We start from the raw sequence: 21,858 nt of genomic DNA on the forward strand, positions 1-21,858 counted from the left end.
GGTCTTTTTTCTAGTCACTTTCTAGTCACTTAAGTCTAATATTATATAGACAAGTTAAGGAGGATACAATATGAATATAGTAAAAACAGTTGATTTAACAAAAACATATAAGGGCGAAGTAGAAGTAAATGCCCTTTCGGATGTAAACTTTGAATTAGAAAAAGGAGACCTTGTTGCCATTATTGGAGACAGTGGCTCTGGCAAATCTACGCTACTTCATTTACTTGCAGGAGTAGATACACCAACAAGTGGTGATATATTTATTCAAGATAAAAATATTACCAAGTTTAACAAAGATGAAATGACAGTATTTCGTAGAAGAAATATTGGAGTTGTCTACCAATTTTTTAACCTAATTCCAAATATTAATGTGAGAAAAAACATCCTACTTCCTCTTTTATTAGACAATAAAAAAGTAGATGAAGAATATTTAAAGGAAATTTTGTCAATACTAGGAATAGAAGGAAAACTCGATAGGTATCCAAAGCAATTATCAGGTGGAGAGCAACAAAGGGTTGCCATTGCCAGAAGTTTGATTACAAGACCTGCCATCATTCTAGCAGATGAGCCTACAGGAAATCTTGATAGGAAAAACTCAGAAGAAATCACAGGACTTTTCAGACTTGTAAATAAGAGATTAAATTCTACAATTATGATAATAACTCATGATGAAAAAGTAGCAAATTCTTGTGATAAGGTCTATAGAATGGTAGATGGTAGGTTAAATTTCTTAGGAGATGGAACTTATGAAAATTATTAATGACCTATCTGATGGAGCTGTAAAAAATAATAAGAAAGACAGTTTTGCTATTAAAATATCAATACTTTTGGCAGTCATGCTACTAGGAACTGTTATTTTTATTTTCAACTCGTTAAAAACTGATAAGTATGAGTATGTAAAGGAAACTTTTGGAGATTATCATGTGAAGATAACTGGAATTGACGAAGGTTTTTATGATAAATTAAAAAACGATAAAGATATAGAAAAAATTTCTTTCAATAAACTAATAAAAACAGACTTAAATGCAGTTATCTATGAAAATGGAGATCCTGCAAGTCTTTTAGGTTATAATATTAAGAAAGGAAAAAAGCCAGAAAAAGCAAATGAACTTTTAGTACCAGAGAGATTTTTAATAAAAAATAAAGAATATGATTTGGGTTCTGAAATAAATGTTCGTGATAAAACTTATAAAATAGTTGGTACTTATGATGATTTTAGTTATTCATTTGAAGAGGCTATGTTTGTAGGTTTATCTGAAAGTGATGATAAAAAAGTCATGTTTGAAAAAAATGATGGAATAGAAGCACAGATTTGGTATAAAAATATAAGAGATACCTATACAAAGACTAGAGAAATATTGTCAGAAATGAATATTGATGAGAACCATGCCCTAGATACTGGTAGAGTATTTTATAATAAAGATATCTTAGAATATAAAATGGTCTATCCAAAAGGAATCATTCCACCAAAAAGTGTTGTTAATTCAGCTTTAGAAGAATATGGAGCAGCTTTCTTACTTTGTCTACTCTTTGCTTTTATCATTTATGGGGCTTTTAATGTGTGGAATAATAGGGATTTAAAGGAAATTGCTCTATTAAAAAGCACAGGCATGACAGATAAGCAGGTAAAGCAATTAATTCGAAAGAAAGCTTTTAAACTTTCAACTTTACCAATAGCCTTGGGGACAATCTTATCTTTGGCTTCTGCAAATTTACTCTTATATTTGATGTGGCTTAATAATACAAAATCTTATCAAAACATATCAAATATTTTAGGTCAAAGTGTAAAATCTTTTGATTTCCATTTCATATTTCCAAGCCCTATATCTATTTTAATAATTATTTTGTTATCCTTGTTAATGGTTTATTTTTCAGCGCTGCTTCCTGCAAAGAAAAGTGCAAAGATAAATGTTGTCGAAGGCTTAAATGGGATTACAGAAAAAAATATTAAATTAGGAAAATCAATAATAAATGGATCTATAGAAAGGACTTTAGCAAAAGATTATTACAGGTCTTATCAATCAACCTATAAAATTATTGTGATATCAATAGCTCTATCAGCTTTTGTATTGTCGACAGTTTTAGTAAGTCAGGCATATAGAAGTTTAGAGGAAAAATATAATAACTACCAAAGTCCTTACAATTTTGAATCTAGTATTTATGTAGACGATTTTTTGGATAAAAACTTTGTTCATGATATAGAAAAAGTTGAAGGCATAGACCAATTGCACGTATACCAAAGAGTTGATACAAAATTTTACCTTGGTGATAATAAGGAATTTATTTCTAAGAATTTAAAGGAAGCTTTAAATAGTGATAAAATATCAGAAGATAAATTATATTCCAATATATACGCCTTAACAGATGAGGATTTTGAGAAACTTTTAAATGAAAATAATATTTCGAATGCAAAGTATTTACTACTAAATAAAATTCCAAAAGATAGTAAAAGTCCTTATTCTTTTAATGAATATATAAAAATTTCAGATAAGGATACAGGAAAAGTAACTCTAAAATATAATGCAAATGGTAAGCCCATTTCTATAAATATAGATTCAAGCATCAATGAAATGCCTTATAATATAGAAGCTTATAATGACAATCAAATATCTATTTTTACAAGTGAAAGTACTATGAAAAATTTTATTGATGAATATGGAATAGATAAAGGTAATCCAGTTTATTACTATTTTGTAAAAATAAAGGCTGATAAAGATAAAGAAAAAGTTTTTGATGATGCTGAAAAGGTGATTTCAACCTATGTTCCAAAATCTGACCATGGCACTTCTACAGAAATTATTAAAGCAGCCATGGATAAAGAACTAATAAGAAATGAAAAGCTATTGAATCTAGCCATCCAAATCATTCTAATAACAATTGCTCTTTCCAATGCCTACAATAGTTTCAAAGGAAACCTAAGAGCGAGAGCCAATGATTTTAAACTCCTATCAACTACAGGTATGACAGAAAAGCAAATGGAAAAGATGGTCTTTGGAGAAGGAAAAATATTGTTTAAAAATATTTTCTTAACCTACATCTTTATGTTTGCTATAGGAGTTGTATTAAGAGCCTATAGGAGTAATTATAAATTGGGATTTGGAATAAAAGGACTGCTTGTAAATATAAATTATATACCTCTTATAATAGTATTTATCTTTATGGTTGTAGGTGTATTACTTGCTATAAAAAGTGGACTTAAAACAGTAAATGAAAATTCAGATTGATTTTCAATAGTGTATAATAAAAAGGCTATGAGTTATGAAAATTCATAGTCTTTAATCTTTTCACATAAAGACTATAAAATCAGTTTTAAAATCACTAATCCAAAGAGTATTTTGGATTTTTTTTGTTAACTAAAGGGAATTTTTTATTGAGATTTCAAGATTTTATTGGGTCAACAAAAAAGCTTGACTTTGATATATTTTTCTAGTATACTTTATAGGTCAAGAAAATTACTTGACAGGTGAGAATATGGAAAAATTAGTACAAGTTGCAAGATTGTTTGACACTTATGGATCGCTTTTGAATGAAAAACAAAAAGACGTCATAAATTGTTATTACAATGAAGATTTATCATTAAACGAGATAGCCCAAAATAACAATAAATCTAAACAGGCCATATCTGATATGATTCAAAGGTCAGTTGACAAGTTATTTGAGTTTGAAAATGAGCTTTCTTTAATAAAGAAGAAGAATAAACTTAGAGATGACTTATCTTTGTTAAGAGAGTTGATCGAAAGTTCAAATCAAAGTGAAGCTATCGATATGATCGATGAAATGATAAATAATATTTAGGATGTGAAAATATGATTTTTTCAAATCTTTCTGAGAAGTTACAAGATACTTTAGGTAAACTTACTGGAAAAGGAAAATTAAGCGAAAAAGACATCAATAATGCAGCCAGAGAGATTAAGCTTTCTTTGCTTGAAGCTGACGTTAACTACAAGGTGGTTAAGGAATTTGTCAAAAAAATCAAAGAAAGATCTATGGGTCAAGATGTTATGGAATCTCTTACTCCAGGTCAAACTGTTATTAAGATTGTAAATGAAGAACTTACAAATCTTATGGGTAAGGAAAATTCTAAGCTTGAGCTTAAGGGATCTACTCCACATGTTGTGTTGATGGTAGGTTTGCAAGGTTCAGGTAAGACAACTCACTCTGGTAAACTTGTCAGGAAATTAAAAAAGGAAGGCAGAAATCCTCTCCTAGTAGCCCTTGATGTTTATAGGCCTGCAGCTATTGAGCAATTAAAAGTTGTAGGTAAGAAAGCTGAGGTTGAAGTTTTTGAAAAAGGAAAGCAAGATCCAGTAAAAACAGCAAATGAAGCCAAGGAATATGCTAGAAGAAATAACAATGATGTTGTTATTATGGATACGGCCGGACGCCTTCAAATCGATGAAGGTTTGATGGATGAGCTTAAAAATATTAAAAAAGCTGTAAAACCTGACGAGATACTTTTGGTAGTTGATGCTATGGTTGGTCAAGAATCTGTAAATGTTGCAAAAACATTTGATGATTATCTTGATATTACTGGTGTTATACTAACCAAACTTGATGGAGATGCAAGAGGTGGAGCAGCCCTTTCAATTAGACAAGTTGTAGGAAAACCAATTAAATTTATTGGTACAGGCGAAAAGCTTGATGATCTTGAAGCCTTTCATCCAGATAGGATGGCATCAAGAATACTTGGTATGGGAGATGTCTTATCTCTTATTGAAAAGGCAGAAAAGCAAGTTTCTTTGAAAGATGCAAAAGAGCTTGAAGAAAAAATGCGAAACCAATCCTATACTCTTGATGATTTTGTTGAACAAATAAATCAAATAAGAAATATGGGACCGCTTGAAGATTTACTTGCTATGATTCCTGGAGTAAACAACAAGATGCTTAAAAATGTAAATGTTGATGAAAAAGGATTTGTAAGGATTGAAGCTTTAATATCTTCTATGACAAAAGAAGAAAGAGAAAAACCTGAGATTATTGGCAAAAGTCGTAAAGAAAGAATTTCCAAGGGATCTGGGGTTGATATTAATGAATTAAATAAATTATTAAAGCAATTCAAAGAACTAAAGAAAATGATGAAACAATTTACTAATATGAAAAAGGGAAGAAAAGGCAAAAGAAAATTCAATATGCCTTTCTTCTAAAAAAACGGAGGTTATGATGGCAGTTAAAATTAGATTAAAAAGAATGGGACAAAAGAAAAGACCATTTTACAGAGTAGTTGTAGCAGATTCTAGAAGTCCAAGAGATGGAAAATTCATCGAAGAAATTGGAACATATAATCCAGTATCTGAACCAAAAGAATTCAAAATTGACAACGAAAAAGCTAAACAATGGATCAAAAATGGTGCAAAACCAACATCAATTGTTGAAAAATTATTTAACGACAACAACGTTTTAGCTTAATAAAATGAAAGAATTAGTCAAACTAATAGTCACAGAACTTGTTGAAAACAAGGATGCTGTAGGAATAATATTAGAAGAAGACAACGGAGAAGTTAACATAAAAATTAACGTAGCTGAAGCTGACAAGGGAAGAGTTATAGGAAAGGGTGGAAATATTATTAATTCCATTAGAACTATTGCTCGTGCTTGTGCAGTTAAAGAAGATGTTAAGGTTAATATAAGAATATGAAAATAACTGTAGCAGAAATACTTACAACACATGGGATAAAAGGAAATCTAAAAATAAAATCTTATTCAGACAATGAAAAAAGATTTGAAAAAGGATCAAAACTTTTACTTGATGGAAAAGAAGTTACAATTGAATCATCTTTCAAGCACAAGGGTAGTATTATCATAAAACTCAAGGACTATGATGATATTAATGAGGTAGAAAAGTTTATTGGACACGAACTTACTATCGAGGATAAAGACTTGGAAAAATTAAATGATGGTGAATATTATTTATTTGATTTGATTGGCCTAAAAGTCTATGAAAAAAATCAAAATCTTGGTTTTATAAAGGATGTTATCACTGGAGTATATCCAAATGATATCTATGTCATAGAAAAAGACGGAAAGGAAATTTATTTTCCAGCCTTAAATGCTACAGTAAAAAATGTTGACTTAGAAAATAAAAAAATAGAAGTGGAAAACTTCAAAGATTATGAATAAAATAACTATACTTACACTTTTTCCCGAATCTTTCGAATTTCTAAAAAGCTATGGAGTCATAGGAAAGGCAATCGAAAAAGGACTAATTGAAATTAATCTTGTTGATATAAGAGATTATAGCAAGGACAAACACAACAGGGTTGATGATACAGTCTTTGGAGGGGCAGCAGGAATGCTTATGAGACCTCAGCCAATTTATGATGCCCTAATAGCTAACAAAAGTTCAAAATCAAAAGTAGTCTACATGTCTGCAGCAGGAGAAATCCTAAACCAAAAATTAGCAATCAAATTTGCAGATTTTGAAGACTTGGTAATTATTTGTGGTCACTACGAAGGAATTGATGCAAGAATTACCAACCACTATGTTGATTATGAAGTTTCAATTGGAGATTATGTTTTAACCGGTGGCGAAATCCCTGCCATGGTATTAATAGATTCTCTTTCAAGATTTATTGGGGGAGTTGTTGGGAAAAAAGAATCATTAGTTACAGATTCACACTACAATGGTCTACTACAATATGATGAGTACACAAAACCAAGAAATTTTAATGGATATATGGTTCCAAAAGAACTTTATAGTGGAAATCATAAATTAGTAGAAGAGTGGCAAAAAAAATCATCTCTTCAAAAAACCAAAAGAGTAAGAAGAGATTTATACGATAGATATATCAAGGAGGATCACGATGGAATTAATCAAAAAAATAGAAAATGAACAACTACGTGAAGATAATCCAGACTTTAGAGTTGGAGATACTGTAAGAGTAAGCTACAGAATCAAAGAAGGAGACAAAACAAGACTCCAAGACTTTGAAGGTGTAGTAATCAAAATAAATGAAGGAAATCTTGGAAAAACTTTCACACTAAGAAGACTTTCTTATGGTGTAGGAGTAGAAAGAACATTCCTTTATCACTCACCAAGACTTGAAGCATTCAAAATCGTTAGACGTGGTAAGGTAAGACGTGCAAAACTAAATTACCTAAGAGGACGTCAAGGTAAGGCTGCTAAAGTTAAAGAAAAAACAAATTATTAATAATAAGGGCCGAAATGCTCGTTGAATTAGGGATTTTAGAAAAACTGATTTAGAGAGTCTTTAGGTGGCAAGATAAAAGGCTATGAGTTTTAATACTCACAGCCTTTTTTATTTCTGGTTAACATAAAAATTGTTATTCTAAACTTCTTATTCTATCTACAAGACTGTCTTGACTATGCTTTTCATAGAACCTACCTGTAAATATTATCCCAATGATTATATTTACAAAATTTACAATGATAAGTGGCATGATCACAAATTTATAGGAAGTCCATTTAGTTTGTTTCATAAAATCCATCAAGATAAATTTATCTACAAGAAGCATAATGATGAATGAAAATACTAAGCCACATAAAGAATAGATCAAATTCTTTTTCACCAAATATTTTTTAATATTTTTCTTTGTCATTCCAATTGCTTCAAGAATTGATAAGTTAACCATATTTCTCAAAATTTCAGTAGCAATAACATTTATAAAATTCAGTACAGAAATTAAAAACAATACTATAGATAAACTATAACCCACAAATTCTATAAGATTTTTGAAATCTTTAAAAGACTTTATTTGAAGATCCCTTGAGTCATAGGAAAAGTCTGGGTTATTTTCAAAAGATTTTAATAACTTATCAAAATTTTCCTTTTCACTATCTTCTACATCAAATCCATAGGACATTATACTATTATCGCCTGTGAGTTCTTTGTACTCACTCGGATTCATATAAATATATTCCAAACCTAAAGTAAGACTAGATTCGTCATTTATATCTTCCTTAACTACAGGGAAATATCTAAGTCCATTGGAAAAATTATATTCAACTTTGCCCATAACTTGGACTTCTTTAATTTTATTATTTACATTTATCCTTATCTTATCACCGATTTTATAGTCAGAATCATTTCTTATTTTTTCCCCTATAATAACATAATTTCCTGTTTTCCATTTTTCCTTATCAAACTCTCCATCTATAAATTTTTGTTTATTTATTAAATAATCATCTATTCCCAATAATATTGGAGCAACTTTATTGTCTTCTATTTTTATATCCGGATATGTGTACTCATAACCGTATGAATATAAGGCACCTCCACTTTTAAATCCTTTATGGTTTTCTATTTCACCAATATACTTTTCATTAATACCGTCCTCACTTCCTGAGTACATATATCTGAAATATTTTGGACTTGCTATATTATAATCCGTTACGATTATATCAGAAATCCCTTTTTCAAGATCAATATTACCAGTATAAGTTAAAACGCTGTTCAAAATAACAGCAGATAAACTCATAGAAAGAATTATCGATATAAATCTAAATTTATTGGAAAATACTTGTCTTCTAGCAAGCTTTCCTAGAGAAATATCCTCGCTTTTATATTTCTTTTTTATCTGGATTTCGTTGTATCTGCTGGCATCTATTGGAGAAACTTTTGCTGCGAACCTAGCAGGTCTCATAACTGATAGAAATACTGTAAGCAAAGTAAAGGCTGTTGAAAATAAGATAATTAATATTATTACTGCGGGTGATAATTTTACATCCGTTAACATCTCATTACTTACAAATATTTTGTTTAAAATGATTTTTCCGATAGAAATTCCAATTATATCTCCAATTATTATTGAAGGAAGTGCGACTGCTAAAGACTCAAGATGAACAAGTTTTTTGATTTGTGGTTTTGTCATTCCAATTGTTTTTAAAAGTCCCAGAAGTTTAATATCTTCATTTACGGATATCTTAAAAATATTATTTATTATTAAGTATCCTGCGACTATTACCAAAATCAAAAAAGCTAAGTATGGTAGAAATGTATTAAAATCAAAACTACTATCACCAGATAAAAGATAGGCGAAGTTAACACCAATCCTTATTTCCTTTTCAGATAAATTTCCAGGATTATCCACCACTTTATAACCATTTCTCTCTGCAATTTTTAAAAGCTTATCCCCTATCTTAAAAGAATTATTTAACATTACTCCCAAATCGCTATTATTTTTTGGAACCGATAATTTATCTACATAAGCTTTGGATAAATAGATTTGACCTACACCAACATTGGAGTCAATAGGATTTTGAAAAGTCCCCGATATAATAAATTTATCACTTTTCTTTTCGATAATCTCTCCTGTGTAAGCTTTTTCTATTTTAAAAGGAACTTCTATTTCTTCTCCTATTTCACCCTTATAACCTAATTTTTTAGCAGTAGCTATATCTATAAATACTTGATTTTCTTTTTCTGGAAACTTCCCCTTAACTTTTTCTATTAGAGACCATTCAAATCCTTTTTTATCCATATAAGATAGTTCTGCCATAACTTTTTCATCATCAAGAATTCCAACTTTCTCTCTTACTGAAAAATCCTTTATATCCTTATCCTGGGTTAATATTTCTACATCTTCATCACAAATATCTTTAAAAGAACCATGGCTGATTGTTCCAATAGTTTTCATTGTTTGGCTTTCCATACTTTTCCCTAAGCCTAAGGCTACGGAAAATAAACTTGTAAAAAGTATAGAAGTCAAAGCGATTGCTAATAAGAGAATATTTCTCCTGCTTTTATTCGCATTTAAAATATTTTTTGCTAAACTCCTTATGTAAGCTTTATTTTTGACTTTCATTATTTTCCACCAGTCTTCCATCTTCTATTCTTAGAGTTTTTTCTGCAGCTTGAGCGACAGCATCATCGTGAGTAATCATAAGAATAGTATTTCCAAGCTCTTTATTTATTTTTTTTAATAAGTAAACAACTTGGGAAGAAGATTTTGAATCTAAATTTCCTGTAGGTTCGTCAGCTAGAATTAAAGATGGTTTGGTAACCAAGGCTCTTGCTATGGCAACCCTTTGTTGCTGTCCACCTGATAATTCATTTGGCATTTTATATTTTTGATCGCTTATCTCAAGTATATCTATTACAGAATCAACATATTTTTTATCTACCGCATCCCCATCTAGACCAAAGGGAATAATTATATTCTCATATACATTTAGCATAGGTAAAAGATTATATGCTTGAAAGACAAAACCAATATTTCTTCTTCTAAAAATAGTTCTCTCATCATCTTTTAAAGCATAAATGTCAGTATCATCAATCAAAACTTTCCCGTTTGTAGGATAATCAAGTCCGCCTAGTAAATGTAATAAAGTTGATTTACCGGATCCGCTTGCTCCAATTATAGAAATAAATTCTCCTTTTTTTACTTCGAACGATACTCCGTCAAGAGCTCTTACTTCCACATCATTTGTTTTATAATATCTTTTTAAATTTTCTACTTTTAACATATCTATCACCTCTTTATATTTAATATAACATTCACATCTTACAAAGTGCTTACAAGACTTCTTACAGTTTTGTAAGAAAAAAGACTTCTCACAAGGGGAAGTCTACTGAAAATTTTATTCTATTTTCCTCCAAAGATGCTCTTATATTTCCACTATGTTTTTCTATAATTTCTCTGGCTATAAATAGGCCTAAACCCAAACCATCTTTTGAAACGGAATTTGCACCTCTATAAAATCTTTCAAATATCTTTGGCAGAGTTTCTTCTGATAGGTCTTTGCACTCATTTTCTATGTCTAAATTGTAATTTAGGTAAGATTTATAAACTGAAATATTAATAGTAGAACCATTGGGAGAGTATTTTATAGCATTATCTAAAAGATTGTGGATAGCTTCTTTAAGCCATATTTCGTCCAAATTGAAAATTAAGTCTTCGTCTTTTAAATTTATGATTATACATTTTTCATCCAATATTACTTTAAATTCTCTCAAAACATCTTCTACTATGTCTTTTAAATTTGCTTGATGTTTTTGTAAGGAAATAATATCAGATTCGAGCCTAGAAGATTTTACTAGGTTTTGTATTAAAAATTCTAGTTTATTAAGCTCATACTTTATAATTTCAAGATACTCTTCTTTGGGATCATCTTCTAAAAGACTAATGTATAAAGAAAGGTTGGTAATGGGTGTCTTGGTTTGGTGTGATATATCTGCTATTAAATCTTTTGTTTTATTTTTTTCTGTATTTATCTTAGCTTCTTTTACTTGGCTTGCATATAAAAATTTGATGAGTTTTGATTTTATTTTAGACAATTCCTTTTCATCAAATTCTGTAATTTCTAAATTCCCATCCAAAGCCTTATCAATATAGTCTGAAAGTTCACGCATTTCATTTCTCAAGACAATATATTTGTATAAAATAATTCCAATTATAAGAACTAAAAGACCTATTAAAAATTCCATTTATATCCAACTCCAAAGACTGTTTCTATTGGGTCATAGGGCTTTAATTTATTTCTTATTCTAGAAATGTTGACACTCAGTGTATTTTGATCAATAAATTCATCATCTATTCCCCAAACAAAATCAAATAGTAATTCCTTAGTAATAACTTGAGACTTATTTTTTATCAGGTAGTATAAAATTTTTGTCTCTGTCCTTGTGAGATCTATATTTTTATTGTCTACATAGAAAGTATTTTCATTGAAATTAAAGTCTAGACCATCTTTCTTATAAAGATTTAAATCACTAGAAACTATTTTTTCAAAAGCTCTTTTTATCTTTGCTTCTAGGATTCCTAAAGAAAAAGGCTTGGTTAAATAATCATCTGCACCTAAATTTATGGCTGAAATGATATATGCTTCAAGATCTATGGCTGATAAAACTATAATAGGAATTGATGAAGTTTCTCTAGTGTATTTTATTATTTCAAGACCGTCTCCATCTGGCAAATTCATATCAAGTAATATCAAATCCGCATCATCAATAAAATTTTTAGCTTCACTAATTGTGTTTACAGAAAAAACTTCATAATCTTTATTCAAGGCTATGGAAAGTCCTTTATTTAAATTTTTATCATCTTCAATTATTAATATCTTTTTCATAGTTTCTACCGTCATTAATTAGATTCCATAATTACGAATATAGTATCGAATTCTTATGTAAGTTTTCACTCATCTCTATACTCCAATACATCAGATATATCACATTTAAAATACCTACATATCCTGCCAAGTATTTCCATACTCACGTTCTCATCTCGTCCCATTTTAGCTATGGTATGAGGAGTTGTGTTTATAGCTTTTTGTAAATCTAGTTTATTCATCTTTTCATCTATTAATTTTTTTCATAATTTATCATAGGAAAATCATATAATTTACCTAGATTTATTCTTATATTTTCAACAGTTTTTCTATAACATTATATCATATTTAAGATTTAATCTTTATAAATATCTTGCTTTGGAGATTTTGCGTAATTTTTATAAATGAAATAAATTTTAATTAAGATATAAAAGGTGTTTTATTTTATAAATTCACAAATATTTGTGATAAAATATAAAATAAAGATTAGGAGGATATATGAATATAAATTGGTATCCGGGTCATATGAAAAAGACCAAAGAAGAAATTATAAATTCATTAAAACTTGTTGATATAGTTTTAGAAGTAATAGATGCAAGAATTCCAAAATCATCTAGAAATCCTTTGATTTCAGAAATTACTGAAAAAAAAGATAGGATTATTATAATGAATAAAACTGACCTATCAGACCCTGTTGAAAATGAAAAATGGATAAAAAAATTTGCAGCTGATGGGGTTAAAGCTATAAAAATGAATTCTAAAGAAAAAATTAATACAAAAGAAATTTATAATATTGCAAAAGAAATTTTGTCTGACAAATTTAAGAAAAACGAAGAAAAAAGTATTGAAAATGAAAATATTAGGATGATGGTTGTTGGTGTTCCAAATTCTGGAAAGTCTACTTTTATTAATAATATTGCCAAAAGAAAGGGTGCCAGGGTTGGAAATAGGCCTGGAGTTACTCAACAAAAACAATGGATAAAAACAAATGAAAATATTTTACTTTTGGACACTCCTGGTGTTTTGTGGCCAAAACTTGAAGGAGATTCAGGTCTTAACCTATCTTTTACCAATGCAATCAAAGATGAAATTTTAAATATTGAGGAATTATGCCTTAAATTTATTGAATTTATGAAAGAATCTTATCCAAAAAATTTAGAAGAAAGGTATAAGATAGACTCTGATAAGTCTGCTCTTGAAATTTATGGAGAAATTGGAATAAAAAGAGGGGCAATTATTAGAAAAGGCGAAGTTGATTATACAAGGTGTGCAAATTTAATTTTTAACGATTTTAGAAGTGGGAAATTAGGAAGGATAACAATTGAAAAAGCCTAGGTATTCTGAATTTAACGACCAAATAAAAAATCAAATACACGAAAAATATGATTTAATTGCAGGAATAGATGAAGTTGGAAGGGGTCCTTTGGCAGGACCTGTTGTTGCTTGTGCAGTTATTATGAAAAAAGATTCTCATATCGAAGGAGTCACAGATTCCAAAAAATTATCCAAAAAGAAAATGAAAGAACTCTACCAAAAAATCATAGATGATTCAATTTCTTTTTCTTTTGGTTATGCAAATAATATCCTTATTGATAAAATAAATATAAAAGAGGCGACAAGGCTTGCTATGAAAAATGCTCTTGAAGGCCTTGAAAAAAAACCTCAAATTGTTTTGATTGATGCTGAAAGAATTGATACAAATATTAAGCAATTAAATATAGTAAAAGGCGATTTATATGAATATGCAATTTCTTGTGCATCAATTCTTGCTAAGGTTAGGAGGGATAAAATTATGGAAAATTTTTCAAAAATTTATCCATATTATTCTTTTGAAACAAATGCAGGATATGGTACAAAAAAACACTATGAAGGCCTTGAAAAATTTGGGGAATGTCCAATTCATAGAAAAACTTTTCTAAGAAAATTTCATGAAAGGCAGCTGTCTTTTTTATGAAAAGTAAAAGAAGATCAATAGGAGATTTTGGGGAGGATATAGCAAAAAGATATTTAGAGAAAAAAGGCTATCAAATTTTAGAGAGAAATTTCCTAAAATCTTACGGAGAAATTGATATTATTTGTATAAAGGATGATATTTTGACCTTTGTGGAAGTTAAAACAAGAAAAAATGACGAATTTAAACCTGCAAGTTTGGATGTTGATTATTATAAACAAGAAAGAATTAAAAAAACAGCCCAATCCTATATAATGGAAAAAGATTTGGGCGATTTTTTGATTTCTTTTGATGTGTGCGAAGTTTATCTTGAAGAAAAGATAATTCATTACATAAAAAACGCTTTTGGTGATTAGATGGACAAAAAAGACTTATTATTATATTTTAATTTTATAAACTTATCCAACAAAATAATTTTGGATTTTTGTGAAAATCTTGATCTGGATAATTTTTTTGACCTTGATAGGAAAATTTTTGAAAATTTATCTAAGATAAATAAGGAAAAGATATTTTCTTCTAAGAATTTAGAAAATTTTAAAACCTATAGGGAAAAAGTTTTTAAAGATTCTTATAAAATTTGTACAATTTATGACGAAAATTATCCGATTAATTTATCCTACATAGAAGATAGGCCATCTCTTTTTTATTACAAGGGAAATTTGGAAAAAGAAGATAAAAACGCCATAGCTTTTGTGGGGGCAAGAAAATGCACCGACTATGGAAAATGGGCATGCAAAAAAATTGTTGAAGGTTTTAAGGATACAAATATAAGGACGGTTTCAGGACTTGCCTATGGAATTGATGCAATTAGCCATAAGGTTAGCCTTGAAAATAATATAAAAACAATTGGGGTAATAGGTTCAGGTCTTGATATAATTTATCCCAAGGCAAATAAATATTTGTATGAAAAAATCCAAGAAAAGGGAGTAATTATTTCAGAATTTCCCTTAGAAACTCCGCCAAATGCCTACAATTTTCCAAGAAGAAATAGGATAATATCAGGACTTAGCAAGGGAGTTTGTGTTATTGAAGCAAAAGAAAAATCTGGAACTATGATTACAACAAATTTTGCCCTTGAACAGGGAAGGGAAGTGTTTTGTCTTCCAGGAAATATAAATTCGATTTATTCAAAAGGATGCAATAAACTAATTCAAGAAGGATCCAAACTTGTAATGGATGCAAGTGATATAATAGATGAAATTGAAGATTTTAAAAATATAAATAATAAGAAAAACAAAATTAATCTTGATGGACTTGATAAAGATGCGGCAAATGTAGTAAAGTATATAATCGACAAGCCATCTTCAAATGCAGATGAGATTTCGCAAAATCTATCAATGTCGATTGAGGATGTAAATTATATTTTGATATTTTTGGAATTAAATGATTATATAGAAAATATGGGAAACAATGAGTATGTGTGTAAAGGGGATTAAATGGCAAAAAATTTAGTAATAGTAGAATCTCCAACCAAGGCTAAGTCAATCACTAGGATGTTGGGATCAAATTATAAGGTAAGAGCAACCTATGGTCATCTTAGGGATTTGCCAAAGTCAAAACTTGGAGTGGATATAGAAAATAATTTTGAACCAAAATATATAAAAGTTCGTGGAAAGGCAAAAACTATAAATGCCTTAAAAAAAGAAGCTGAAAGTGTAGATAAAGTTTTTCTTGCAACAGACCCTGATAGGGAAGGTGAAGCTATAAGTTGGCATTTGCAATATCTTTTGGGTCTTGATGAAAATGAATTAAACAGGGTAGAATTTCACGAAATAACAAAAAATAATGTGAAAAATGCTATCAAAAATCCAAGAAAAATTGACCAAAATTTGGTTGATAGCCAACAAGCAAGAAGGGTTATGGATAGGATTGTAGGTTATGAAATTTCACCGATTTTGTGGAAAAGAGTAAAGTCGGGACTTTCTGCAGGAAGGGTCCAATCAGTTGCTTTAAAATTAATTGTTGATAAGCAAAGAGAAATTGATTCTTTTGTACCTGAAGAATATTGGACAATTACTGCCAAACACAAGGAAAATAAAATTGAATTTGAATCAGAATTTTATGGATCAAAATCCAAAAAAATGAAAATTTCAAATGAAAATGGGGCAGAAAAAATCCTAAATAGGATTGATAAGGATAAGTTTGAAGTTATTGATATTCAAAAAACAAAAAAGAAAAGAAAGGCTCAAAAGCCTTACACAACTTCAACCCTCCAACAAGATGCTTCAAATAAACTAGGATTTTCAACCAAATACACCATGGCACTTGCCCAACAATTGTTTGAAGGAATTGATCTTGGTCAAAAGGGAAGAGTAGGTCTTATTACCTATATGAGAACTGATGCGACAAGACTTTCAAATGAAATTATTGGAGAAAGTTTATCATATATAAAGGAAAAATTTGGAGAAAAATACGCTTCAAAAGGAAAATCATATTCCAAAAAATCAAAAACTAGCCAAGATGCCCACGAAGCAATTAGACCAACATCAATTTATAATGATCCAATTAGCGTAAAAGAATATTTAACTGACCAACAATATAAACTTTATAAATTAATTTGGACAAGGGTTGTAGCAAGTCAGATGACAGATTATGAATATTTGTCAACATCCATTTCTTTTGACACAAACGGGGTGATTTTTAAAACAAATGGAAAAATAACCTTGTTTGATGGATTTATGAAAGTTTCAAATGCAAAAGAAAATGAAAATATACTTCCAGATTTAAAAAAAGGAGATATTATAAAAGCTATTGATATCAAAAAAGACCAACATTTTACAAAACCACCAGCAAATTATACAGAAGCAAGTCTTGTAAAAACTTTGGAAGAATATGGAATAGGAAGACCATCAACCTATTCATCAACAATAGCTTCAATCATTTCAAGAAACTACGTTGAATTAGAACAAAGAAAAATTATTCCGACAAAACTTGGAATAAGAGTAAATGATTTTTTACAAGAAAGTTTTGACGATATAATAAATGTAGAATTTACAGCGAAAATGGAAGATGAGCTAGATAAAATCGCCCAAGATGAAGTTTATTGGAAGGATGTTTTAAAATCTTTTTATAAGGGATTTGAAAAAGATTTAAAACAAGTTTCAAAAGATACAACAGATTATAAGGTAAAAGATAAAATTTTGGATGAAAAATGTCCAAAATGTGGCCATCCTCTTGCAGAAAAACACGGAAGAAATGGAAAATTTATTGGATGTACAAATTTCCCAGATTGTGATTTTACAAAATCAATAATAAAAACAACTGGGGTAAAATGTCCAGAATGTGAAGATGGAGAAATTATAGAAAAAGTTTCAAAAAGAGGCAAAAGATTTTACGGTTGTTCAAATTTTCCAAAATGTGATTACGCAACATGGGATCCACCAACAGGAGAAAAATGTCCAGAATGCGGAGACCTTTTAGTTCACAAAAAAAATAGGTCGACAGATGAAATAAAATGCAATTCTTGTGATTATGTAAAGGAAAAAAGAAGATAAAATTTTGTATAGAAAAAGCAGGCTTTAAGCCTGCTCTGATTGTAGAAAAACTAAATTTTCACCCATTTCGAGCGAACGTAGTGAGTCGAGAAATCTCATGAGATCTCTCCATGCGTTCGTTTCACTCACACTAAAACTTATTTGTTACACAAACTTTTTCGTGCTTTCGCATTTAGTTTTAGGGATAAATATGCCAAATCAAGGCATATTTATCTAGTCGAGATGGGTTTTAGCGTAATTTTATTTTTAAATCATTAATGAGTCATTAAACTGACTTTGTCTACGCTCTGAGCAGGCTTTTAGGCCTGCTTTATTTTTTTGAAAATTATTTAATTTCTTCAGAAAATCCTTCAAGTTTTGATGTACAGTGAGGACATCTTGTTGCTTCTATGTCTATTTCACTTTTGCAATGAGGACAAATTTTTGTTGTTTCTTCTACAACTTCTTCTTTTTTTGCTTTATTTAAAGCTTTAACAATTAAAAATAAGAATAGGGCAATAATTAAAAATGTTATAACTGCATTAATAACGCTACCTATTTGTAATTTTGCTCCAAAAAAATTAACTGCTAAATCTTCGTAATCAACTCCTGCTGTAAGGCCTGAAATAATTGGCATTAAAATTCCATCTACAACTGCATTTACAATTGCAGTAAAAGCAGACCCCATTATAAGACCAATTGCAAGATCAATTACATTTCCTTTTGATATAAATTCTTTAAATTCTTTCCACATAATAACTCCTTTTTTTTATTCTTTTTCATTATACTAACTATTCCGAAAATATCCATGATAGAAAATATTTTTAAAATAGTATAATGACTATATAGAGTATATATGAAAAGATATCAGGAGTATATTTATGAAAAATTTACAAGTTGATGATGAATTTTATAAAAAATTATCAAAATATGCAGTTTTTATTCCTATAATAAATATTGATGGAAAAGACCATATTTTGTTTGAAGTTAGAAGCAAAATGATTTCGCAAGCTGGGGAAGTTTCTCTTCCTGGAGGAGGGCTTCATGAGGGTGAAAATTTTGAAATGGCAGCTATAAGAGAATGTAGGGAAGAGTTGAATTTAGATGAAAAAGATATTTCACTTTCGGGTTATTCTTCTATGATTTTGTCTTCTTCAAATAGGATTATAAAAGCATATTATGGAAGGATTAACAAAGATTTTGAAAATATTTCTTATAATATGGAAGTTGATTCTATTTTTACAGTTTCAATTGATTATTTAAAAAATAATCCTCCAGAAAAATATAGGGCCAAGCTAAATATGGATTTGCCAGATGATTTTCCTTTTGAAAAAATTCCAAATGGAAAAAATTATAATTTCTGGCAAAGGTATCACACTTTTTATTTTTATGATACTAAACCAGTAATTTGGGGAATGACTGCACAAGTTTTGAAAGACTTTTTGAAATCTTATGAGAATTAATTTCTTATAAAGATTTGCTATTTGTGGTAAAATTAGTATATAAGACTAATATTTGTTTAAGAGAAAGATGTGGTTATGAAAAGTTATATTATAGAAAAATTTAAAGATTATTCTAAATCAAATGAAAAGGTCAAGGCGATTTTTTTCATAAAAGAAGAAAATAATAATGAATATTTTACAAATGTTTATGCTGTTTTTTCTGAAATTATAATTTCAAAAATCAAAGAAGACTTAGAAAAAGTTTTTGATGATTATGCAATAATTAACAAGAGAAAGGATTCTTTTGAATTTGATAAAAAAAATCAGCAATTTACAAAATTTGAGATTTATACCAATGATTCAACAAAAATTTCCATAAATATTCTTGTGGAAGATAGGGCGGGTGAATTTATAAAACTTTGCCCAGGAAATATTGAGTTTGTTTGTGATGAGATAAATCTTAAAGAAGAAGTAGAAAATGCTAATCTTGTTTATAAACTTCCTAGGGAATTTGAATTTGATGAATGTGGAAAAAACTTTTTCTCTCTGGCTTTGGATGTTTCATTTAATTTAATGTCAAGGGATATGATAAGTGCTGGATTTAAGATGCAAGCTATGAGAGATGAGCTTTATAAAACGCTTAATTGGTATATAATTGATAAATTTAACCAGGGAATGGATGCGGGTGAAAGTGGAAAAAACTTTATCCATACCTTGGAGGCTGATCTTAAGGAAGAATTGATTTTGACTTTTAGGTCTAGTGATATTATGGAGTTTTATAGTTCGATTTTTGCAGCTTGTCAATTATTTAGAAAAGTTGGTATGAAATTAGCTGAAAAATTTGAATTTTCTTATCCAAAAAAAGACGATGTATATACATTGAAACTTTTGAGAAAGAATTTCAAAAAAATGGAATCATTACAAGTTTAGGGGGATAGATGAAAAAAAATAGTAGATTTTTCATATTTGTCTTGGCTTTTTTATTTGTATTTTCTCCTCTTACATCTTTTGCAGATGATACAGTTGCAAAAGAAGGGGATAATATTGTTGGAGCCGACCAATATGTTAAGGCCTATCTTATAGGAAATCAAGAAAGTGGAGATATTTTTTATCAAAAAAATGCAGATAAGCCTTATCCAATTGCTTCCATGAGTAAGCTTATGACCTTCTTACTTACAAGAGAAGCTATTGACAGTGGAAAAATTTCCTACGATACAAAAGTAAAGGGAACAAAAGAGGCAGAAAGTTTAACTGGACCCGAATATTCTTCAATGGGAATCAAAGAGGGAGAAAGTTATACAGTAAAAGAATTAATAACAGGTCTTATGGTTGTAAGTGGTAATGATTGTGCAAATCTTTTGGCAAGTAAAATTTCAGGAAGTGAAGATGAGTTTGCAAAAGAAATGAACAAAAAGGCCCAAGAATTAAATTTAAAAAGCCAAAAATATTACAATGCATCAGGCATAAATACAGAAGATGGCACACAAAATTCATCATCAGCCAAGGACTTATTTGAACTTACAAGAATAATTCTTGAAAAATATCCGGATATTTTAGAATATACAAAGCTTGATGGAATTGATAATAATGAAAAAAATATCCACAAAAAATCAACAATTCCTTTAAGAGATGAAGTAAAGGGTGTGGACGGATTAAAAACAGGAACAACTGAAGAAGCAGGTCATTGCCTTACAACAACAATCGACATGAACAAATTTGATCCGAAAAATGAATTCAGAGCAATAGGAATTGTAATGGGTGCTGAAGAAAATGAATTTAGAGATTCAGCTATGGTAGATTTAATTTATTATGTATCAAGATATTTTAATTACAAAAAATTAGCAGATACAAATCTTCCAAGCGATTCAATAAAGGTAAATTCAGTAAAAGAGGGATATGTAGAATTATATCCAGATAAAAACGTTGGATTTATAACAAAAGACAAGGACATGCCAAGTGTAAAAACAGAAATAAATAAAAATATAAAAGCACCAATAAAAAAAGGCGATGTTCTAGGAAAATCCTACATAAGTTATAAGGATAAATCTTACCAAGTAAATTTAATCAGCAAAAAAGACCAAGAAAAAGCATCAAATTTTACAAAAATAAAAAGAACCATCACAGATGCTTGCAATTTTTTGGTAGAATGTATAATAGCAAGATAGAAATTATTATTTTTTTGGAGGGTAGACAAATCTTCAAGCATAAATATCAAAATTTTAAAATTATTGATTTTTAAATTTCAGATCAAATTATTTTTCGATTATATTTTTCGCATGAAGATTTGAATACTTTTCAACAATCTTATAAAAAGTTTTACATTTTATGTCATTTTTGCTATAATGTTGGAGTAGGTCCTGGTAGCTCAGCTGGATAGAGCACCGCCCTCCTAAGGCGGGTGTCGGAGGTTCGAATCCTCTTCAGGACGCCAAAATATTAGGCTATTGCAAAATAAATTAGCAATAGTCTTTTTTTATATTTTAAAATAAAAAATGAGAGGAAAATATGGACGATTATTTTTATATGAGAGAAGCAATAAACGAAGCAAAACTTGCAAGGCTTGAAGAAGAAGTTCCCATAGGCTGTGTGATAGTAAAAGATGAAAAAATAATTGCCAGAAGCCACAACTATACCTACAAGGGAAAATCAGCTCTTAAACATGCAGAAATTCTTGCAATAGATCAGGCTAGTAAATATATAGGAGATTTTAGGTTGGAAGATTGCACTATGTATGTAACAATGGAGCCATGTTCCATGTGCGCAGGAGCAATAATAAATTCTAGAATAAAAAGATTAGTAATAGCCCTAGCCGATGTAAAAAGAGGAGCATGCGGATCAAATACAAATATTACAGGAGATAGGAGTCAACTACATTTCCTAGATGCAGAATTTGGACTAATGGAAGAAGAAAGCCTAGAAATTTTACAAAGTTTTTTTAAAAAATTGAGAGAAAGAAAAAAGAAAGAAAAAAAGATTCTTAGCTTATAA

Annotated in this window: 24 protein-coding genes and 1 tRNA gene; 19 read left to right on the top strand and 6 right to left on the bottom strand. The window is 29.4% G+C overall.

Annotated features, from left to right (window positions below; genetic code table 11):
* Positions 1 to 70 precede the first annotated feature (70 nt).
* The 9 genes from BN3265_RS03055 (at position 71) to rplS (ending at position 7,148) form a co-directional block, all read left to right on the top strand.
* On the top strand, positions 71 to 760 hold the full coding sequence (locus BN3265_RS03055) for an ABC transporter ATP-binding protein (protein WP_058990094.1): 690 nt from the start codon (positions 71 to 73) through the stop codon (positions 758 to 760).
* A complete protein-coding gene (locus BN3265_RS03060; protein WP_058990095.1) occupies positions 747 to 3,224 on the top strand; it encodes an FtsX-like permease family protein in 2,478 nt (825 codons plus the stop codon). The genes BN3265_RS03055 and BN3265_RS03060 overlap by 14 nt, the downstream gene beginning before the upstream one ends.
* Before the next feature lie 247 nt (positions 3,225 to 3,471).
* Entirely contained in the window at positions 3,472 to 3,795 is a 324-nt protein-coding gene (ylxM, locus tag BN3265_RS03065) for a YlxM family DNA-binding protein (RefSeq protein ID WP_058990096.1), read from the top strand.
* Between the two features lie 11 nt (positions 3,796 to 3,806).
* Complete coding sequence (gene ffh, locus BN3265_RS03070) at positions 3,807 to 5,144, top strand: signal recognition particle protein (RefSeq protein WP_058990097.1); 1,338 nt, start codon at positions 3,807 to 3,809, stop codon at positions 5,142 to 5,144.
* Positions 5,145 to 5,160: 16 nt separating this feature from the next.
* Positions 5,161 to 5,406: a 30S ribosomal protein S16 gene (gene rpsP / locus BN3265_RS03075; RefSeq protein ID WP_019117400.1), complete on the top strand. Its 246-nt coding sequence runs from the start codon at positions 5,161 to 5,163 to the stop codon at positions 5,404 to 5,406.
* 4 nt (positions 5,407 to 5,410) lie between these two features.
* Positions 5,411 to 5,635, top strand: coding sequence for a KH domain-containing protein (locus BN3265_RS03080; RefSeq protein WP_058990098.1), 225 nt, complete (start codon positions 5,411 to 5,413; stop codon positions 5,633 to 5,635).
* Complete coding sequence (rimM, locus tag BN3265_RS03085; RefSeq protein ID WP_058990099.1) at positions 5,632 to 6,117, top strand: ribosome maturation factor RimM; 486 nt, start codon at positions 5,632 to 5,634, stop codon at positions 6,115 to 6,117. Before BN3265_RS03080 ends, rimM begins: the two co-directional genes overlap by 4 nt.
* Entirely contained in the window at positions 6,110 to 6,829 is a 720-nt protein-coding gene (trmD, locus tag BN3265_RS03090) for a tRNA (guanosine(37)-N1)-methyltransferase TrmD (protein WP_019117403.1), read from the top strand. Before rimM ends, trmD begins: the two co-directional genes overlap by 8 nt.
* The gene (rplS, locus tag BN3265_RS03095) at positions 6,801 to 7,148 is read left to right on the top strand and encodes a 50S ribosomal protein L19 (RefSeq protein ID WP_004816243.1); all 348 of its coding nucleotides are present in this window, start codon (positions 6,801 to 6,803) and stop codon (positions 7,146 to 7,148) included. The genes trmD and rplS overlap by 29 nt, the downstream gene beginning before the upstream one ends.
* Before the next feature lie 133 nt (positions 7,149 to 7,281).
* On the opposite strand, the gene BN3265_RS03100 is transcribed toward rplS, so the two are convergent.
* The 5 genes from BN3265_RS03100 to BN3265_RS03120 form a co-directional block, all read right to left on the bottom strand.
* The gene (locus tag BN3265_RS03100; RefSeq protein ID WP_058990100.1) at positions 7,282 to 9,783 is read right to left on the bottom strand and encodes an FtsX-like permease family protein; all 2,502 of its coding nucleotides are present in this window, start codon (positions 9,781 to 9,783) and stop codon (positions 7,282 to 7,284) included.
* Complete coding sequence (locus BN3265_RS03105; protein WP_058990101.1) at positions 9,746 to 10,423, bottom strand: ABC transporter ATP-binding protein; 678 nt, start codon at positions 10,421 to 10,423, stop codon at positions 9,746 to 9,748. Before BN3265_RS03105 ends, BN3265_RS03100 begins: the two co-directional genes overlap by 38 nt.
* A gap of 88 nt (positions 10,424 to 10,511) precedes the next feature.
* Positions 10,512 to 11,384 carry a sensor histidine kinase gene (locus BN3265_RS03110; RefSeq protein ID WP_058990102.1) on the bottom strand — a complete coding sequence of 291 codons (873 nt, stop codon included), beginning with the start codon at positions 11,382 to 11,384 and terminating at the stop codon, positions 10,512 to 10,514.
* Positions 11,372 to 12,025: a response regulator transcription factor gene (locus tag BN3265_RS03115; protein WP_058991284.1), complete on the bottom strand. Its 654-nt coding sequence runs from the start codon at positions 12,023 to 12,025 to the stop codon at positions 11,372 to 11,374. Before BN3265_RS03115 ends, BN3265_RS03110 begins: the two co-directional genes overlap by 13 nt.
* A gap of 65 nt (positions 12,026 to 12,090) precedes the next feature.
* Positions 12,091 to 12,258 carry a helix-turn-helix domain-containing protein gene (locus BN3265_RS03120; RefSeq protein ID WP_280641762.1) on the bottom strand — a complete coding sequence of 56 codons (168 nt, stop codon included), beginning with the start codon at positions 12,256 to 12,258 and terminating at the stop codon, positions 12,091 to 12,093.
* A gap of 244 nt (positions 12,259 to 12,502) precedes the next feature.
* On the opposite strand from BN3265_RS03120, the gene ylqF reads away from it, so the two are divergent.
* From ylqF to topA, 5 genes are read left to right on the top strand one after another with little or no spacing between them, the layout of a single operon-like run.
* On the top strand, positions 12,503 to 13,339 hold the full coding sequence (gene ylqF / locus BN3265_RS03125; protein WP_058990104.1) for a ribosome biogenesis GTPase YlqF: 837 nt from the start codon (positions 12,503 to 12,505) through the stop codon (positions 13,337 to 13,339).
* Positions 13,326 to 13,958: a ribonuclease HII gene (locus tag BN3265_RS03130; RefSeq protein ID WP_058990105.1), complete on the top strand. Its 633-nt coding sequence runs from the start codon at positions 13,326 to 13,328 to the stop codon at positions 13,956 to 13,958. Before ylqF ends, BN3265_RS03130 begins: the two co-directional genes overlap by 14 nt.
* Complete coding sequence (locus BN3265_RS03135; RefSeq protein ID WP_058990106.1) at positions 13,955 to 14,311, top strand: YraN family protein; 357 nt, start codon at positions 13,955 to 13,957, stop codon at positions 14,309 to 14,311. The genes BN3265_RS03130 and BN3265_RS03135 overlap by 4 nt, the downstream gene beginning before the upstream one ends.
* Positions 14,312 to 15,391 carry a DNA-processing protein DprA gene (gene dprA / locus BN3265_RS03140; RefSeq protein ID WP_058990107.1) on the top strand — a complete coding sequence of 360 codons (1,080 nt, stop codon included), beginning with the start codon at positions 14,312 to 14,314 and terminating at the stop codon, positions 15,389 to 15,391. It abuts the gene before it with no gap.
* Complete coding sequence (gene topA, locus BN3265_RS03145) at positions 15,392 to 17,449, top strand: type I DNA topoisomerase (protein WP_058990108.1); 2,058 nt, start codon at positions 15,392 to 15,394, stop codon at positions 17,447 to 17,449. It abuts the gene before it with no gap.
* Positions 17,450 to 17,774: 325 nt separating this feature from the next.
* Here the strand turns inward: topA and mscL are convergent, their stop codons facing one another.
* Positions 17,775 to 18,182, bottom strand: coding sequence for a large conductance mechanosensitive channel protein MscL (gene mscL, locus BN3265_RS03150; protein ID WP_058990109.1), 408 nt, complete (start codon positions 18,180 to 18,182; stop codon positions 17,775 to 17,777).
* A gap of 127 nt (positions 18,183 to 18,309) precedes the next feature.
* Here mscL and BN3265_RS03155 point away from each other — a divergent pair, with 127 nt between their 5' ends.
* The 5 genes from BN3265_RS03155 (at position 18,310) to BN3265_RS03175 (ending at position 21,858) form a co-directional block, all read left to right on the top strand.
* On the top strand, positions 18,310 to 18,891 hold the full coding sequence (locus tag BN3265_RS03155) for an NUDIX hydrolase (protein WP_058990110.1): 582 nt from the start codon (positions 18,310 to 18,312) through the stop codon (positions 18,889 to 18,891).
* Between the two features lie 75 nt (positions 18,892 to 18,966).
* Complete coding sequence (locus tag BN3265_RS03160) at positions 18,967 to 19,800, top strand: aminoglycoside 6-adenylyltransferase (RefSeq protein ID WP_058991285.1); 834 nt, start codon at positions 18,967 to 18,969, stop codon at positions 19,798 to 19,800.
* An 8-nt stretch (positions 19,801 to 19,808) separates the two neighbouring features.
* Complete coding sequence (locus tag BN3265_RS03165) at positions 19,809 to 21,035, top strand: D-alanyl-D-alanine carboxypeptidase family protein (protein ID WP_058990111.1); 1,227 nt, start codon at positions 19,809 to 19,811, stop codon at positions 21,033 to 21,035.
* Positions 21,036 to 21,224: 189 nt separating this feature from the next.
* A tRNA-Arg gene (locus BN3265_RS03170) sits at positions 21,225 to 21,301 on the top strand.
* 74 nt (positions 21,302 to 21,375) lie between these two features.
* Positions 21,376 to 21,858: a nucleoside deaminase gene (locus tag BN3265_RS03175; protein WP_058990112.1), complete on the top strand. Its 483-nt coding sequence runs from the start codon at positions 21,376 to 21,378 to the stop codon at positions 21,856 to 21,858.

Source organism: Anaerococcus rubeinfantis (assembly GCF_001487145.1).
Classification (GTDB): domain Bacteria; phylum Bacillota; class Clostridia; order Tissierellales; family Peptoniphilaceae; genus Anaerococcus; species Anaerococcus rubeinfantis.

Coding starts and splice junctions, on each gene's coding strand:
- mscL (WP_058990109.1), bottom strand. CDS start 18,182: ATGTGGAAAGAATTTAAAGAATTTATATCAAAAGGAAATGTAATTGAT.
- BN3265_RS03115 (WP_058991284.1), bottom strand. CDS start 12,025: ATGAAAAAGATATTAATAATTGAAGATGATAAAAATTTAAATAAAGGA.
- BN3265_RS03160 (WP_058991285.1), top strand. CDS start 18,967: ATGAAAAGTTATATTATAGAAAAATTTAAAGATTATTCTAAATCAAAT.
- BN3265_RS03060 (WP_058990095.1), top strand. CDS start 747: ATGAAAATTATTAATGACCTATCTGATGGAGCTGTAAAAAATAATAAG.
- BN3265_RS03105 (WP_058990101.1), bottom strand. CDS start 10,423: ATGTTAAAAGTAGAAAATTTAAAAAGATATTATAAAACAAATGATGTG.
- rplS (WP_004816243.1), top strand. CDS start 6,801: ATGGAATTAATCAAAAAAATAGAAAATGAACAACTACGTGAAGATAAT.
- ffh (WP_058990097.1), top strand. CDS start 3,807: ATGATTTTTTCAAATCTTTCTGAGAAGTTACAAGATACTTTAGGTAAA.
- BN3265_RS03080 (WP_058990098.1), top strand. CDS start 5,411: ATGAAAGAATTAGTCAAACTAATAGTCACAGAACTTGTTGAAAACAAG.
- topA (WP_058990108.1), top strand. CDS start 15,392: ATGGCAAAAAATTTAGTAATAGTAGAATCTCCAACCAAGGCTAAGTCA.
- ylqF (WP_058990104.1), top strand. CDS start 12,503: ATGAATATAAATTGGTATCCGGGTCATATGAAAAAGACCAAAGAAGAA.
- BN3265_RS03100 (WP_058990100.1), bottom strand. CDS start 9,783: ATGGAAGACTGGTGGAAAATAATGAAAGTCAAAAATAAAGCTTACATA.
- BN3265_RS03155 (WP_058990110.1), top strand. CDS start 18,310: ATGAAAAATTTACAAGTTGATGATGAATTTTATAAAAAATTATCAAAA.
- BN3265_RS03175 (WP_058990112.1), top strand. CDS start 21,376: ATGGACGATTATTTTTATATGAGAGAAGCAATAAACGAAGCAAAACTT.
- BN3265_RS03165 (WP_058990111.1), top strand. CDS start 19,809: ATGAAAAAAAATAGTAGATTTTTCATATTTGTCTTGGCTTTTTTATTT.
- ylxM (WP_058990096.1), top strand. CDS start 3,472: ATGGAAAAATTAGTACAAGTTGCAAGATTGTTTGACACTTATGGATCG.
- BN3265_RS03135 (WP_058990106.1), top strand. CDS start 13,955: ATGAAAAGTAAAAGAAGATCAATAGGAGATTTTGGGGAGGATATAGCA.
- BN3265_RS03110 (WP_058990102.1), bottom strand. CDS start 11,384: ATGGAATTTTTAATAGGTCTTTTAGTTCTTATAATTGGAATTATTTTA.
- dprA (WP_058990107.1), top strand. CDS start 14,312: ATGGACAAAAAAGACTTATTATTATATTTTAATTTTATAAACTTATCC.
- rimM (WP_058990099.1), top strand. CDS start 5,632: ATGAAAATAACTGTAGCAGAAATACTTACAACACATGGGATAAAAGGA.
- rpsP (WP_019117400.1), top strand. CDS start 5,161: ATGGCAGTTAAAATTAGATTAAAAAGAATGGGACAAAAGAAAAGACCA.
- BN3265_RS03055 (WP_058990094.1), top strand. CDS start 71: ATGAATATAGTAAAAACAGTTGATTTAACAAAAACATATAAGGGCGAA.
- trmD (WP_019117403.1), top strand. CDS start 6,110: ATGAATAAAATAACTATACTTACACTTTTTCCCGAATCTTTCGAATTT.